The 16,150-nt window shown below is 39.8% G+C and carries 13 protein-coding genes; 7 read left to right on the top strand and 6 right to left on the bottom strand.

Annotated features, from left to right (window positions below; translation table 11 throughout):
- Window positions 1-14: 14 nt before the first annotated feature.
- Complete coding sequence (locus tag Q0874_RS14605) at window positions 15-182, top strand: Lacal_2735 family protein (protein ID WP_299164254.1); 168 nt, start codon at window positions 15-17, stop codon at window positions 180-182.
- A gap of 391 nt (window positions 183-573) precedes the next feature.
- Here the strand turns inward: Q0874_RS14605 and Q0874_RS14600 are convergent, their stop codons facing one another.
- Together Q0874_RS14600 and Q0874_RS14595 are read right to left on the bottom strand one after the other, a co-directional pair.
- Complete coding sequence (locus tag Q0874_RS14600) at window positions 574-1,686, bottom strand: glycoside hydrolase family 88 protein (RefSeq protein WP_299164253.1); 1,113 nt, start codon at window positions 1,684-1,686, stop codon at window positions 574-576.
- A complete protein-coding gene (locus Q0874_RS14595) occupies window positions 1,683-2,543 on the bottom strand; it encodes an alpha/beta hydrolase (RefSeq protein WP_299164252.1) in 861 nt (286 codons plus the stop codon). Before Q0874_RS14595 ends, Q0874_RS14600 begins: the two co-directional genes overlap by 4 nt.
- Before the next feature lie 362 nt (window positions 2,544-2,905).
- Here Q0874_RS14595 and Q0874_RS14590 point away from each other — a divergent pair, with 362 nt between their 5' ends.
- Both Q0874_RS14590 and glk read left to right on the top strand, forming a co-directional pair.
- Window positions 2,906-3,523: a hypothetical protein gene (locus Q0874_RS14590; protein WP_299164251.1), complete on the top strand. Its 618-nt coding sequence runs from the start codon at window positions 2,906-2,908 to the stop codon at window positions 3,521-3,523.
- Window positions 3,524-3,882: 359 nt separating this feature from the next.
- On the top strand, window positions 3,883-4,956 hold the full coding sequence (glk, locus tag Q0874_RS14585) for a glucokinase (RefSeq protein ID WP_299164250.1): 1,074 nt from the start codon (window positions 3,883-3,885) through the stop codon (window positions 4,954-4,956).
- 82 nt (window positions 4,957-5,038) lie between these two features.
- On the opposite strand, the gene Q0874_RS14580 is transcribed toward glk, so the two are convergent.
- Complete coding sequence (locus tag Q0874_RS14580; RefSeq protein WP_299164249.1) at window positions 5,039-7,168, bottom strand: glycoside hydrolase family 97 protein; 2,130 nt, start codon at window positions 7,166-7,168, stop codon at window positions 5,039-5,041.
- Window positions 7,169-7,360: 192 nt separating this feature from the next.
- Between Q0874_RS14580 and ggt the strand changes: the two genes are divergently transcribed.
- Genes ggt through dapB form a run of 3 tightly spaced genes read left to right on the top strand, consistent with a single transcriptional unit; the run spans window position 7,361 to window position 12,133 of the window.
- Window positions 7,361-9,058, top strand: a complete 1,698-nt coding sequence (ggt, locus tag Q0874_RS14575) for a gamma-glutamyltransferase (protein WP_299164247.1) — start codon at window positions 7,361-7,363, stop codon at window positions 9,056-9,058.
- Between the two features lie 34 nt (window positions 9,059-9,092).
- Entirely contained in the window at window positions 9,093-11,369 is a 2,277-nt protein-coding gene (locus tag Q0874_RS14570; protein WP_299164246.1) for an aminotransferase class III-fold pyridoxal phosphate-dependent enzyme, read from the top strand.
- Complete coding sequence (gene dapB, locus Q0874_RS14565; protein ID WP_299164244.1) at window positions 11,366-12,133, top strand: 4-hydroxy-tetrahydrodipicolinate reductase; 768 nt, start codon at window positions 11,366-11,368, stop codon at window positions 12,131-12,133. The genes Q0874_RS14570 and dapB overlap by 4 nt, the downstream gene beginning before the upstream one ends.
- A gap of 136 nt (window positions 12,134-12,269) precedes the next feature.
- On the opposite strand, the gene Q0874_RS14560 is transcribed toward dapB, so the two are convergent.
- The 3 genes from Q0874_RS14560 to Q0874_RS14550 form a co-directional block, all read right to left on the bottom strand.
- Window positions 12,270-13,370, bottom strand: coding sequence for an acyloxyacyl hydrolase (locus tag Q0874_RS14560; RefSeq protein WP_299164243.1), 1,101 nt, complete (start codon window positions 13,368-13,370; stop codon window positions 12,270-12,272).
- A gap of 310 nt (window positions 13,371-13,680) precedes the next feature.
- A complete protein-coding gene (locus Q0874_RS14555) occupies window positions 13,681-14,517 on the bottom strand; it encodes a hypothetical protein (protein WP_299164242.1) in 837 nt (278 codons plus the stop codon).
- A 236-nt stretch (window positions 14,518-14,753) separates the two neighbouring features.
- Window positions 14,754-15,074, bottom strand: coding sequence for a hypothetical protein (locus Q0874_RS14550; RefSeq protein WP_299164241.1), 321 nt, complete (start codon window positions 15,072-15,074; stop codon window positions 14,754-14,756).
- Between the two features lie 265 nt (window positions 15,075-15,339).
- Here Q0874_RS14550 and Q0874_RS14545 point away from each other — a divergent pair, with 265 nt between their 5' ends.
- Window positions 15,340-16,113 (top strand): DUF6090 family protein, encoded by a 774-nt coding sequence (locus tag Q0874_RS14545; RefSeq protein WP_299164240.1) that lies wholly within the window; start codon window positions 15,340-15,342, stop codon window positions 16,111-16,113.
- Window positions 16,114-16,150 lie beyond the last annotated feature (37 nt).

The following is a 16,150-nucleotide window of genomic DNA, read 5'->3' as shown; positions in this document are numbered from 1 at the left end:
AAAAAATCCATGCTATGTTCGGAATCTTTAAAAAGAAAACTCAAAAGCAATTACTTCAGGAAAAATATCTAAAATTGATGGAAGATGCACATCGCATATCAAAATCGAATCGTAAGTTGAGTGATGACAAGGTTTTCGAGGCAGAAGAAGTAATGAAGGAAATAGAGAAGCTATTAGGATAATTTGATACTTCTTTTATTAATGCAGCCAAATTAATCATATTTAGCTCGCAGAATGTATCACAGAACAAATTGGGCCACTATCTTTTTCTTTTTACCTTTTTAAAAAGGTATTTATTCAATGTAAAGATATAATATAATCAGCCCCTAGCGCTTCAAGATAAATCCGCTTTGAGTTTCTTTGGAGATGTTCTGAAATAAGATTTAAAAGTTAGACCCTCTTTGCTTTTTTATTTCTTTTAGCTTCTTTTTTTTCTTTTGCAGTTAAGAGCGGTTCCTTTTTGACGTTTTTCTTTGAGTCTTTACCTTTTGACATAATTAAAGTTTCTTTTAATTATAAAGTTAGGGATAATTATCAAGCAGAGTCAAACTTTATTTTGCGTCTATGCAGGTTCTATTTTCCTCCATACAATTTGTATACTTCTGAACCGGCACTTAAAAACGCTCCGGTTCCATATACTTCAGTCTTATCTGCCCAGGCCTTGCCGGGAGCTGCTCCAATGGGTTGGACAAAGCCTAGCATCCCATCTTTTGTTACATAGCTAACCATAGCTTCCCATCCTTTTTTTACGGCTGAGCCATAAGTCTCTCTATCTAAAATTCCCTTGTTTATACCCCACGCCAGACCATAGGTATAAAATGAAGAACCGCTTGTTTCAGGTGTAGGATAAAACTCCTGCCCCAATAAACTCATTGCCCAATGACCTGCCGGTGTTTGAATTTGGAGTATCTTTTTTGCCATTTTTCTATAAATCCCAAGGAAATACTTGTACTCCTCACTGTTAGGATTCAACTCATTCATTATATTCGTTAGTCCGGCAAATACCCAGCCATTACCTCGAGACCAAAATATTTTGGTACCATTGTCCAATTTGCCCATATAACTTTCATCCCGGTAGTACAAGTTCTCCTTTTTATCAAATAGAAAGTCCGTTGTGGCTTTATATTCAGCCATCATAAAATCGAGATATTTTTGTTCTCCGGTAATCTTGAAAAGCTTTGCCCATACCGGAGGTGCCATAAACAAGGCATCGCACCAATTCCAGCGATCCTGGTGATACGGGGTATTCCACTTTAATGAAGTTTTTGCGGGATGAAGCATAATAAAGTTGAACTGTTCTTTTGTTGGTTCAATCATATTTGGATCCTTATACTTGCGATAGAGTTCAAGATACATCTGACCCACAGTATGGTCATCAGCAAAGTATTTGCGAAAGTGCAATTTCCACTCATATTTTTCCCCGATATCCACAAGCCAATTGTAATACTTTTCATTTTCAGCCATTGCGGCCCATTTTACCATCCCAACGTATAATGCACCGTTCGTCCAATCCAATGGGTGATGGGGTTCTTCAGATCCGCTGTATAAATCGGTGAAATGTGCTATTTGCCAATCGGCTACCTGTTCCATGATTTTTTTTACCTCATCGGGCTTTATTTCCTGAGCCTGACACAGGTAGGTCATTGTAAACAAAGCAAGGATTACAAATTTTTTTAATGTTTTCATTTATCATTATTTTTCTCTTCTTTAATTCTTTGAACTTCTTTTAACAGTAGCGGAAATGCCGGTTCGGTCATGCTATGCCCATAACCATCTAACTCATATAGTGTGGTCTCTTTATGCCCTGCAATTTTCATCATGCGCATCAGGTAGGCATTTTCCTCATACCTCCCTAAAAGTTCTAACTCCCTGTCTCCTGTAATTAGCAATAAGGGAGGTGCATCAGGACGAACGTGATAGAGGGGTGCTAAACTGTCAACTATAGGCTGGGTTCCGGGGATACCTCTTTCTTCCCTGATAGTAAAATGCGTGATGGTGTGTCCGCTAAAAGGGATTAGGCCGGCAATTTTATCTGCATCAATATCATATTTGTTTAACCAGGACTTATCCAACCCAATCATACTGGCCAAATAACCTCCCGCAGAATGACCGGATACAAAAATCAGTGAAGGGTCCCCGCCCAAATCAGCTACATTCTTAAAGACCCAACTTACAGCCGCGGCCGCATCATCAATATATATGGGGGCCTTCACTTTTGGAGACAATCGATAATTGACAGCTACTATACAAACGCCTTTGCCCATAAGCTGTTCAGGAATTTCTTTCTCACCACCGGTTAATCCGCCTCCATGGAACCATACGATTGTTGGAAAATCCTTTGTATTCTTCGGGTAATAAATATCTAAGACACAACGCTCATTTATGTACTCATCAGCCAGGTTTATCGAAGCATTGTAATAAGGAATGTTCTGCTTGGTTTCATATTGAATTTCCTGTGAATAAGTGGTCAGAACTAATCCGAAAGCTAAAATTGATACTAACTTTAACTTTTTTTTAATGGCTGTTTTAACAAAATGAAACATTTTAAACTTTTATAATAACGATCCTTCTAAGATAAAAAATCTTAGGTGTCTTTAGTATTTTTAATAATTCTAAGATTAAATGTCACGATTTTATCCATAATAGATATGGAAATCTACCGGACTTTTAATTTAAAAAATTTATATCAGGACGAATATTAGATAAATAAATATACCCATTGGGACAAGAAATTAGAGGTTCCGTCACTTTCTGCTTGGTTTTTACTCAAATTAAAACTAGAATAGCATACTGCTGAATATATCTTTCTGATTTAAAATAATTCACTATATTCAGTTGATCCTGGAGTATGTTCTATGTGTGTGATATCTTACTAAAACTCACGCCAATCTAAAATTACATTTCAATGAATCTGGTAGTTCTTAATTATGTAAACGTTTTAGTAAAAACCTTTTATACTTTACAAACTAACGAGGCTCCAATTGAGCGTTATTTCAATTATGAAGGACTTAGTGAATTGGTAACTTTACTACTGCTTTTATGTATTACACTGATTGTTGTAGTTACTCCCCTGTTCTTAATATTATGCTGGATTTACTATTCTAAGGAATATGTGAAAAAATTCAGGTACGACAAAGATTTAAGCGGGTCTTTAACCAATAATAAACTTCCTAATAATAATGAATTAATAAAATCTTATAAAGTTGCGTATAGCAAAACATATAGTAGAATGTTTGGGTTTGGTTTGAGTATTATAGCCTATGGAATTTCCAGCAATGTCTATATGTTCCTTACATTTAGTGAATTCAAGGATGCTCTGATTAATTATTTTAGTTTTCCTTTTAGAGTTTTCAGAAGCTTAAAGATCTTGGAAAAAATTCCTGCGAACAATATACCACTTACTGAGGTGTGGAGTGCAATGCTGCTTATTGTAGGCATATCTGCTGCTGTATTTGTCATTGGATATTTTATTGGTAAAATAATTGTAACCATACGATTTGGTAAGGAAGCACAGGTAGTTTAATACTTTTCCGTTCAATTTAAGGGTTCCTCTGCATCACTCTATTTTTTCGTAGCTATTTGAGTTAACCAAAACATTCAAAAACCCCATTCCAGTTATCTTTTTTCCTTCTTTCAACTTTGCTCACAGTACATGGTTACTTAGTTGCTTCAATTTCGGAGGGGGACTAATTTTGTAATCAGGTATAATTCATTCCTGATGACCTTTATCATTTTAAACTTCTGACATCCGGGAGATATTTGTATTTAAATACGTATTGGTAATAGCCGTCCTGAAAAGTTGTAATTAAAAGCGTTTCTCAGCTTTATAAGATCAGTGTTATTTGGGAAAAGAAGATTACCACAACTATATAGATCACTACCATGAAAAAGCAGGAAAGTTTTTCAAACTCCTTATCTGATGAGCCCCAAATTCCGTTGGCTTTTTTAAGGAATAAAAAAAGCGCTTATAGCAACGGTGTAATTTTAGCGGCAGATATTGGAGCAACAAAAACAAATCTGGCACTTTTTGAAATCCATAAAGGACTACTTACATTAATAAAGGAGAAATCGTATCACACAAAGAATTACAATGCTTTTACGGAGATGGTGCGTTCGTTTCACAGCGATAAGTTACCTATCATAAATGGAATCTGCCTGGGCGTAGCCGGCCCTGTAACCAGGGGCAAAGTAAAAGGGACAAATTTTCCGTGGGAAATAGATAGTGAAGAAATTAGCAGGGAACTCCAGGTTCATTCGGTTACCCTCATCAATGATATGGAAGCCAATGCCTTTGGCCTGGTGGCGCTTCGGAACAAGGACTTTGAAATTCTAAAAGAAGGATCAAATATCCCCGGGAACGCTGTCATCATTTCGCCGGGCACAGGTCTTGGAGAGGCCGGACTGTATTGGGATGGGACCCATTATCATCCCTATGCTACAGAAGGGGGACATTGCGATTTTAGTCCTCGTAACGATCTGGATTGGGAATTATGGAAATACCTGCATCAAAAGTTTGGACATGTGAGTTGGGAACGAGTCGTATCCGGCCCCGGAATTTGTAGTATTTATAAATTTTTAAGAGGTTTCAGGGGAAACGCGGAACCCAAATGGCTAGAAGATAAAATCCAACAGGAAGATGCGGCAGCTGTGATTACCGCTGTTGCCCACGAAAAAAGCGACCCTGTTTGTATAGAAACCCTGGATTTATTTGTGCGCTATCTGGCTATAGAAGCTGCCCAGTTTGCCTTAAAGACCAAGGCTACAGGAGGGGTTTATTTAGGAGGTGGGATTGTTCCAAAAATCATCGGGATAATAAACCGGGAGATTTTTACTGAAAACTTTGTTGCGGCTGGCCGTATGAAACCCCTGCTTCAACTAATGCCGGTACAGGTAGTTCTAAATGATAAAACGCCTCTCTTGGGAGCCGCTTATTACGGGGCAACTCATTTAGGATGATTAATCAATTCCATAGGATTTTCTTTCGAAACAGTTCTAAGTACTGAACAAATAGGTAAAAAAAGCCAGGCTCATCTCTTGATTATTCAGCAGGCACCAAACTTATAGCAGCTCCACCTCCCGGTGCCAGTTGGAGTGTTAGTGTAGTTGTATGATCTACCTCCTGCTCCTCAATTTCCAGTTCCAGGGGATTATCGTTCCAGTGTGCATTTTCCCCATCGGTGTACAAAATGGCTTTATACTTCTTAGATGGTGATAAAAAATCCAGATTGATAGTTACCTCACGCGCATTTTCATCGGTAATGGATCCGACAAACCATTTTTCGGTTCCCCTTTCCTGACGGGCTATGGTCACAAAGTCACCTATTTCCCCATCCAATACCTTGCTCTGTTCCCAGTCCACGCCTACATCCCGTATGAACTGAAAGGCAGCCTGCCCTTCATAATTTTCAGGGAGATCTGCAGCCATCTGTACAGGGCCATAGATGACCACATATAAGGCGAGTTGTTGTGCCAGGGTAGTGTTTATTTGGTTATCCGGTTTATCCGGCGCCAGTTTTATTTTAAAAATACCGGGGGTAAAGTCAACTGGTCCTGCAAGCATGCGCGTAAAAGCGACTATAGGTAAATGTTCCGGTGGATTCCCCCCATCTGTTGCCCAGGCATTAAATTCCTGGCCCCGCAAGCCCTCGCGCGCAATGGCATTAGGGTAGGTTCTCCGTATCCCGGTAGCCTTAATAGGCTCATGTGCGTTGATGGCCACCTGGTGTTCTGCTCCCTTTAATATTGCCCTTCTGTAATGGTTCACCATCCATTGCCCGTGGTGGTATTCCCCTTTCGGGATCAGTTTACCCACATAGCCGGTTTTGACGGCATGGATGCCTAATGATTCCATTAACTTATATGCTTCATCCATTTGCTGATCATAAGTTCTTGGCGCTGCGGATGTTTCATGATGCATGATTAAATCAACTCCCTTTTCTTTTCCGTAACGTACTACCTCTTTTAAGTCATAGTCCGGATATTGGGTGACAAAATCAAATACGCCTTCTCTGTCTTCAAACCCTATCCAATGCTCCCATCCCGTATTCCAGCCTTCTACCAACAGTCCTTTAAGCCCATTAGCGGCAGCAAAATCAATATATCTTTTGGCGTTGGCGGTAGTTGCCCCGTGTTTACCTGTGGGTTTCGCATTTGCAAGATTTTCCCAGCTATTCATATCCTGTGTCCCGGCGTAATCCCATGTACTCCTGCCAAGGTGCATATCCCACCAGATACCCACATATTTCATGGGTTTTATCCAGGAAACATCACCCAATGCATTGGGTTCATTCAGATTTACAATCAATTTTGACTCAATGAGGTCACCGGCTCTGTCGGCAATTTGAATGGTGCGCCAGGGGGTACTGAATGGGGTTTCCCTTTTTACCTTGTATCCGGTGATGTCCGATCCTACCAGTTCACTTTGCATCGAAAGATTCAAGGTATCAACTTTTAACGTCATACCGGCATAATCAGTAAGGTTGGCTTCATGAAAACTCAGGTATAATCCATTTTCCGTTTTCATGGTTACAGGTGTATTCACCGCATTTTCAGGAATATAGGTGGCCGCCAGATTGGGATGATTCCGTTTACTGGTTGCATCAATCTTATTGAATGGCGTGGTGCTATACAGTTGCTCATAAATGTCCCAATCTCCGGGTATCCACCAAACCATAGGATTACCGGTAAGCTGAAACTGCGTATTTTCATCTGTAATGATGACTTCTGAGAGTGTTTCCTGCTTCGGAAAATGATACCGGAAGCCAAGCCCATCATCATAGACTTTGAAAATCAGATCAAATTTTCTTTTTGGTGCTTCTTTTTCTTCAAGATGAATCGTCACCTGGTTATAATTGTTTACCACTTCACGTTGCTCACCCCAGGGCATCTCCCATGTTTCATTTTGAGAAGTGCTTTCTGAACTAACTATCTTAAGTCCTTTAGCTAAGGCAGGCTGCTCTTTAAAGTCGAAGCCCATATATGAAGTATCAATTATGAACTCACCATTGTGAAGAACCTGATAATACATACTGCCCTGGTCGTCCAAAACTATCTGAACTTCATTGTTATCTGAGGGTGATGTTACTGATATTAATGTTGTTGATTGTTGGCATCCATAAATGGCAGCCAGTAAAAGCAAAATGCTTACGAAGTTGATTTTTCTGGTCATACCGCAAGTTAATATTTTATAGTTTTCAATCAAAGTGTCCCAATTTCCTTTCGAAATATATAGAGAAGCCGAATTTCCATACACTATTCTAGCTATACGCTTTTAGAAAGAAGAATTTCATGAATATTTCAATGTATTCTCCTTGTATCCACTAACTTTTTTGCTAGTTTAGGGTAATTAAACCTTATTCCTATGACAAAGCTTTTCTCAATATTTTTATTGGTATTCCTTAACTTCAATCTTTGGGCACAGGACCGGCTCACAGGGGAAACCTTTACCACCCGTTCTGAAATCCTCGCCCGCAACGGCATGGCCGCCACGAGTCAGCCTTTAGCAACACAGGTTGCCCTGGATATTCTTAAAAAAGGTGGAAGTGCCATGGATGCCGCAATTGCAGCGAATGCAATGCTTGGTTTGGTAGAGCCTGCCAGTTGCGGAATCGGTGGCGATATCTTTGCGATTGTCTGGGACGCAAAGGAAGAAAAACTCTATGGCTTTAACGGTAGTGGCCGTGTACCAAAGTCCCTCTCTATCGAATACTTTATGGATCGGGGAATGAAATATGTTCCCTTACACGGACCCCTTCCGGTATCTGTGCCGGGTTGCGTAGATGGCTGGTTTGCCTTGCATCAGAAATTTGGAAAATTACCTATAACAGAATTATTACAACCGGCTATTAACTATGGCCGGGAAGGTTTCCCCGTATCGGAAGTCATTGCTTATGAAATGGGCTACGGTTCTGAAGGTATGGAAGACTTGCCGGGATTTGCCACTACCTATTTGCCCAATGGTCGGGCACCAAAAAAAGGCGAAGTTTTTAAAAACGAGGACCTCTCCAATACGTACGAAATGATTGCCAAAGGTGGGAGGGATGCTTTTTATAAGGGCGACATTGCCCGCACTATTGATGCCTATATGAAAAAACACAGTGGCTTCCTTTCTTATGAAGACCTGGCCTCCCACAACTCAAATTGGGTGGAACCGGTAAGCATTAACTACCGGGGTTACGACATCTGGGAACTGCCCCCTAACGGACAAGGCACAGCAGCCCTGCAGATGCTGAATATTTTAGAGGGTTATGACATTGCATCCATGGGTTTTGGAAGTGCAGCTTACCTGCATGTACTTACTGAGGCTAAAAAGCTGGCCTTTGAAGACCGGGCTAAATTCTACGCAGACCCCGACTTTAATAAAATCCCTCTAGACCAACTTTTGTCTAAGGAATACGCTGCCCGGAGGCGCGAGCTAATCAATCCGGATAAAGCAGCAAGTACTTACCCGGCAGGAGACCTTGAGATCGAGACCGGGAATACTACCTATTTAACCGTTGCAGATAAAGATGGGAACATGGTGTCACTCATCCAGAGTATCTATTCGGAGTTTGCCTCCGGGATGGTGCCTGACGGACTGGGTTTTGTCTTGCAGAACCGCGGACAGATGTTTAATGTACAAGATAAGAACCATGCCAATGCTCTGGAACCGGGGAAGCGGCCTTTTCATACCATAATTCCTGCCTTTATTACAAAGGATGGAAAACCCTTTTTAAGCTTCGGGCTTATGGGCGGAGCAGTGCAACCCCAGGGGCATACTCAGATAGTAGTGAATCTGATCGACTTTGGGATGAATCTTCAGGAAGCCGGTGATGCCCCCCGGATGAGGCATCAGGGGAGCTCTCAGCCTACCGGCTCGGTAATGAGCAATGGTGGCACCCTGAATCTGGAGAGCGACTTTGATTATAAGACCATTCGGGAATTACGAAAAAAAGATCATCGGATCTCTTTTAGTGTTGGGATTTATGGTGGTTATCAGGCCATTGGGGTAGATTTGGAAAACAAGGTCTATACCGGGGCTTCGGAATCCCGTAAGGACGGGCAGGCAGCTGGTTACTAAGCGTGGTTTACTGATTAATAATTTTAAAACTTCAATGAAGACCATCTTACGGGAACAATTTGGTATAAATGCCCTAAAAGTTGAAAGACTAAGTGGATTGGATAATGCCAACTACCTTGTTGAAACGAAAAATGAGCGTTATATTTTCAAAACTTACCCATATACCCGGGATATACTGACATTGGTAGAAGCTGAAAATGATGCGCTACTATTTCTTCAGAATGAGGATCAGAAGGGTACACAAAGACCCATTCCGTTGAAAGATCGAAATTACACGGTACTGGATATCAATGGACAAAAATGTATCTGCAGAATGTTATCCTATCTGGATGGAGTGTTTCTGGCAGATGTTCCTCATACGGAAAAATTGTTTCAATCTCTCGGCAGGTTTCTGGCACATTTAGACCTGAAACTTCAAAGTTTTGTGAATTACAGGATAGAAGCCAGGAAACTCAAATGGGACATTCTGCACCTGGATATGAGCAAACAATACCTTGAACATATTCCCGATAAAAAAGACAGAAGTATTGTTTACCATTATTTTAAGCAATATGTGGAAAATATAGTGCCTTCTCTCCCGGAGTTAAGAACGTCCATAATTCACAACGATGCCAATGAATGGAATGTCCTCGTTGCCGACGAAGAAGTTTCGGGAATTATAGATTTTGGTGATATGGCACATACATTACTGATTAATGAATTGGCAATTGCCATTACCTATTCGTGCTATGACAAAGAAAATTCATTGGAATGGGCTTCAATACTTATAAAAGCCTATCATGAAATATTGCCTTTACAGAAGAAAGAACTAGAGGTGCTTTACTATCTCATTGCAGCCAGACTTTGTATAAGTGTCTGTAATTCTGCCAATGCAAGAGCTGAAAATGGTGATAATGAATATGCCTTTGTAAGCGAAAAATATGCCTGGCAGATGCTATATCGCTGGTTGGCTATAAATCCGATTGCGGCGGAAACAAGTTTTCGCACGGCAGCGGGTTTTCCTGCTAAAAACCCATTACCTGTTGAAAAGATGCTGTCAAAAAGATATGAGCATATGAGTTCCATACTTTCGGTTAGTTATGACAAGCCTATTTACATGAAAGGAGCTGCATTTCAATACATGTATGATGCCTACGGGAATACCTTTTTGGATGCTTACAATAACATTCCCCATGTAGGGCATAGCCATCCTAAAGTAGTGGAGGCGGGACAACGGCAGATGGCAAAACTGAATACGAACACCAGATATCTTTACGATTCTTTAAATGAATATGCTGAAAAGCTATTGGCAAAATTTCCCGACTCGTTAAACAAGGTGTTTTTTGTAAACTCAGGAAGTGCGGCTACAGATCTGGCACTCCGTATGGCTGGTATCCATAGCGGTCATGAAAATATAATGGTCATGGAACACGGTTATCATGGTAACACACGGGCAGCCATAGACGTGAGCTACTATAAGTTTAGTAATCCGAAAGGACGAGGAAAAAAAGAACACATCTTAGTAGCGCCTATTCCTGATACTTATAGGGGTAAGTATACGAATGATAATGGAAGTGCCGGAAAAAGTTATGCGGAAGAAGCCATTGACTTGATTGAAAATTCGGAGACACCCATAGGGGCATTTATAGGTGAGCCTGTAATAGGTTGCGGAGGTCAGGTGCCTTTGGCAAAAGGGTATTTAAAACACCTGTATCCCGTAATAAGAAAGCAGGGAGGTGTTTGTATAGATGATGAGGTACAAACAGGATTTGGTCGTTTGGGGGATCATTTTTGGGGATATGAAGCTCAGGAAGTTGTTCCGGATATGGTAATTCTTGGAAAACCCATGGCGAACGGCCATCCTATGGGAGCCGTAGTCTGCACTTCAGAAATTGCCGCATCTTTTGAAAAAGGCGTGGAATTCTTCAGTTCATTTGGAGGGAATCCTGTGTCGTGTGCTATTGCTTTGTCGGTTCTTGAAGTTATTGAAGAAGAAAATTTACAGGAAAATGCAAAAATTACAGGCGATTATTACAAATCATTACTCGCGGCGCTTCAAAAAAAGTATCCTTGTATTGGGGATGTGAGAGGTTCCGGCTTATATCTTGGGGTAGAAATTGTAAAGGATAATACGAAGGAGCACGATACAGAGTTGGCACATCATATTAAAAACAAACTGAGGAACAGACACATCCTTATCAGTACAGATGGTCCGCATGACAGTGTTTTGAAAACAAAGCCTCCTTTATGTTTTTCCAAAGAAGATGCGTTTAAAACTGTAGAACAAATAGATGACATATTGAAAACACACTATAAAACTAAGTTATTATGAAAGTAGCAGTTTCAGGGGCAATGGGCCGTTTGGGCAGTGTAATTGCACATGGTATTTCAAACACAAACGAACTGCAGCTTAGCGGGGCTTATGCGCCGGGTCATGCCGGTAAAACTGTGGCTGGGGTAGGGGTAGATGATGTTATAGAAAATATAGATGCTCAAATACTAGTAGAATGTGCCCATCCCGGGGTAGTGATGGAAAACCTTAAAAAGTGGCATGCAAAAGGGATGAGTGTTGTTGTGGGAACCTCCGGTTTTACAGAAGATAGGATAGCAGAGTTAAAATCTTTCTGGGGCGAAGATGATCCCGGTTGTTTGATAGTTCCTAATTTCTCAATAGGAGCAGTACTGATGATGCGTTTTGCGGAAATGGCTTCACCTTATTTTGATTCTGCCGAGGTCATTGAGCGGCATGAAGATACCAAACCAGATGCTCCTTCAGGTACGGCATTGGCCACAGCCATGCGAATGGGAAAGCACAGAAGTCCATCAGAACAGAAAGACAGCACGGAGGTAGTTAGAGGAGCACGAGGCGGATTAATCTCAGGGGTTCGTGTGCACTCACTGAGAATGAAGGGTATGCTGTCTGACCAGGAAGTTGCATTTAGCAATAATGGAGAGATTTTTTCAATACATCACAGCAGTACTTCCTATGAGTCTTTTGTCAATGGTGCCTTACTAGCCATTCGTTATGTAAAAACAATAAAAGGGGTGGAAATAGGGTTGGATACTGCTCTGGATTTTGACGCAAAAAATATTTAAGGCACTTTGATTGGAATTGGAAAAACACAGGTGGATACTCCACCATTCCTTAAATTTCCTTCATACTTCCCGGATTAGCTCCAATGCCAAACAGTTTTCTGACGAAACAGCGCGAGAATCTGCATCATTCCTAATCTCAAAGGATAATACCCACTCTAAAATCAAGGAAATTAGCTACATGACCGTGTGCTTTCAGATTGATACCTGCGTTTAGGGTTTTGTTGATTCTGAAAACCAGCCCGTATCTTTGATACACATCTGAGTGCATGGGATTAGGATTATTGAGATAGACTCCAAATTGCTGGCTGAAAAAAAACTTCCCTAATAAGAATTCATGACCAATAGCCATTCCGGCCTTCACTGGACTAGCTTCATCTCCGTTCTGTTCAAGTACGTAGCCGGTACCATTATCATAGATAACCTCCCCTCCAAGGGTGTAGGCATTTACCCTGGCAAACTGCCTGCTCCATTTGATTTCTAGTCCGGGGGAAATCAGGAATAGATTATCTCTCGGTTCTTCATAGGCAATAAAAAAAGTAAAATCCAACCTTTTTTGGGGCGGGGCAATATCTCTCCAGTTGTTTACAGCTCTTTTCTTAAACTCAAACTCTTTTAAATAATATGCGAGACCAACTCCAATCGAGGGCCAGTTAATACCCTTATTTGGTTGCCTGATACCCCCATTTGAAAAGTGGTTATACATCAGACTTCCATTCAATAACCACCGGGATTTTATTCTGAAATGTACTGTTCCTCCCAGTTGCAAGGGAAATGCCAGAGAGGTACTGTAACTTAAGTTGTCGGGATTTAATATGGAATCATACGGAGTGTTCTGATAAGATAAACCTAAACCCGCCCGAATGGAATAGTTCACTCTTCCCTTAGTGTTAAAAACGGGTTCGATGTAAAAGAGTCCTGTTATTCCCTGGCCGAGCACTTCCTTATTATCGTATTCCCAGTAGGTGAGTGCAATACCGAGTTTCGGATAACACATGCATGACTCCCAGGCGTTTTGGGATATTTTGTGCCAGGCCAAATCAAATTCGATTCCGGCAGGGTAGGAATCTTTAATAGGTCTGAGCTCACGGCTATGAATAAGTACAGATCCTTTGTGAACTTTGAGCCCAACCAGCTTCACTGAATTAAGTGAGTCACTTGTATTCTGAGAGAAAGAAAATTCTGTTGAGGAAAGGAAAACTCCAATAAGTAAACAACAAATTCTCAAACTTAATCTCATCCGAAATTAATAATTGGTGTCTGAATGTATCTTCAGCTAATTTACGATCCAATTACCTTTTTTTGGATGATAATCTTATGAATTTGCAACTATTCTTTGCAGCTTCCTTAGTTATTAGTTCATCCTGAATGCCTATTTTTAGTGACGTCAACAATCAATCAAAGCTATTGTTTAATGATTTCCTACGGGTTTTCGGAAATAACAATGCCTGCAGTGGAAGTGCGTTTCTCCAGGCGAAAAAGAGCCTGTAACGATATTTGCAACTGCCTTTTTTGGTCAGAGCAAAAAAATTCTAACTAGACAAATTCCTTTATTTCTCTAATGCTTCTACTTTAGAGATGTAATCCCGTATTAACTTTTCCCAGTTCACCAGGGGTGTCATGGTATCACGGTGCATGTGTGTCGATAATCCCGGGAGGGGGGAAAAACACACCGAACTGGTCCGGAAACCAAAACCTAATTTTCCGAATAACCTTCTACTGATCTTTCGATCGGCATTGCCCATACTTCCTTCTCTGGCTTTAAATGAGGCTTTTTTGAATAGTGCGTTATGTTTTCTAATTGTGGAAGATTTTGTAAGAAATGTGAGGGTAATATTGCTCACCTCCCTCCAATGGCAATCACTTGAAAATAAAATTAAAGAGGATTTTCGGTTTCCCGGGTCATAACGATCCGGATAATCCGGTGGAAAAATAAAAAGGTCTTTATCTTTTAAATTAACTTCGCGGAATAGGTTAAAGAACTTCTTTTTTTGTTTAAAAAGTGTTTCTCGTTCATCCAGAAAATGATCTATAAATTCAAAGGCATGAGGAACATGCAGGTAATCATCTTCACAGAAGTAGATCCATTCATCATTCGGTATTGTACTTGCTATTTTTAGTGTTTCTCTGAAGGAGGCATCATTTCCAAAGTTTCCAAGATACAATTCAACTTCGAAACGGTTAAAAAAGGCGATCATTTCTTCAGAGAGCTTATCACCCAGAACGATAATCTTAAAATCTAAATCTTTTAAGGATTCAACCAAACTAAGAAAACATAGTTTTATCAACTGCGCCTTTTCCAAATTAAAAGGTCTGGGGTTCTTGTTTACGGCATTGACAATATCGCAAGCCCTAAAGATGATGTTGTATTTTCTTTCAGAGTTCATGACTGATTGAATTATAGTAACATTTAGCAGTTTTTATAAAAATAGAGTTTTAGGAGTTATAATTTCGATTTTTTCATTCGTTTTGCATCGAGATAAAATGAAGAGAAGTAATTCTTAGAATTATTACTGCGTGCAGGAAATTTTAATGGCGGGAATTCCTCGGCACAGTACCTTGCGAGTCCCGACCGAACATTTTGAGAATGGAAATGTGACATTTTTTCATATAGGATCCCGGATTAACAGCCAGGAAAAATCCTTTTTCCGTGGTGTAGAGCAGCTTGGTGTAAAGAATTATCCGAGTTCATATTCATTTTTAATGGGTTGGTAGTTCCGGTTACACTGCCACTCCAATTCTTAAAAACATATTCGCCTGATGCTTTAGCAGTTATAGAAACTTCTTCTCCCGAAACATAAGAGCCACTAGATGGACTTACACTTCCTCCTTCTGTAGGTCTGGCATAAGTTGTTAATTCGTATATTTTAATATCCTCTTTAGAACATGAATCAATTAGGATGAATAAAAGAAATACAAATACTACAGCTAATCTTTTTTTCATTTCAAATAATTGAGGTCAAACTACAATCATCGCTTAGTAAGTAAAGTAGATATGGAGAAAAAACAGTTGCGGGAATCCCCAAAAAACTTATTACAATGATTTCCTTGGGGAACTCTTAATAATCCGCTAACAATAGTAGGTAGTATGAGTTTAAAGTAAAACGAATATTTTTTGATTTATGTAACGAGTCTTACGATTTCAACCAAAACGAATTAGCAATATTTAATAATTCATTACCTTAGAAAGGACAACCAACCACTAACCAATGATAAAATTATTTAGAAAAATTAGACAGCGATTACTGACCGAAAACAAGTTCAGTAAATATTTAATGTATGCTATTGGAGAAATAATTCTTGTCGTTATTGGGATTTTAATTGCACTTCAGATTAATAATTGGAACGAACAGAGGAAAGAACGCATTCAAGAAAAAATATTCCTTAAGCGTTTTGAAGTTGAGTTAAACACCAATCTAGAAAACATTTTGACCGCTATTTCTTTAAATAAAAGCCGTATTCATCGTGCTGAATTTTTGTTGAGGACGATAGATAAACCACAGCTGGCCATAGATTCTTCCAGTTACTTTATGAAAAGTATCGAACATGCTAATTATACCAACATACCACTTATTTCCGACAATGCATTTGAAGAACTTAAATCCAGTGGAAATCTTTCTCTAATTAGTAATGAGGCTCTCAGGGCAGCACTTCAAAAATACTACTCTTGGACATCATCCGAAGGGCAATATAATTTTATCCAACAAGACATTCAGCTTAATTATGCTCACCTTAAACAGGGCATTTTTACAACAAGTCAAGTTATAGACATGGGCGATTATTATATTACCAAAAATTATAGTGCGATTGAGGCAAAAGAAACATTTGAACGCATGTTGAACAAACCCAAATTTTTGGAGTTCATACCCTATGTTATTCAAAACAAGTTGGGGGCTGAAAACAGTTATGACAATATCTATAATCAGGCCAAAGCCTTAAAAATATTGCTTAAAGCAGAATTAGACAAACTAAATGATGATTAAAATCTTCAGCAAAAGCCAATGATAAAATTCTTTAGAA

Origin of the sequence: uncultured Eudoraea sp. (assembly GCF_947490415.1) — a bacterium.
Lineage (GTDB): Bacteria > Bacteroidota > Bacteroidia > Flavobacteriales > Flavobacteriaceae > Eudoraea.
The sequence above is the reverse complement of the archived record's forward strand: the minus strand, read 5'-3'. Positions and strand labels throughout refer to the sequence as shown.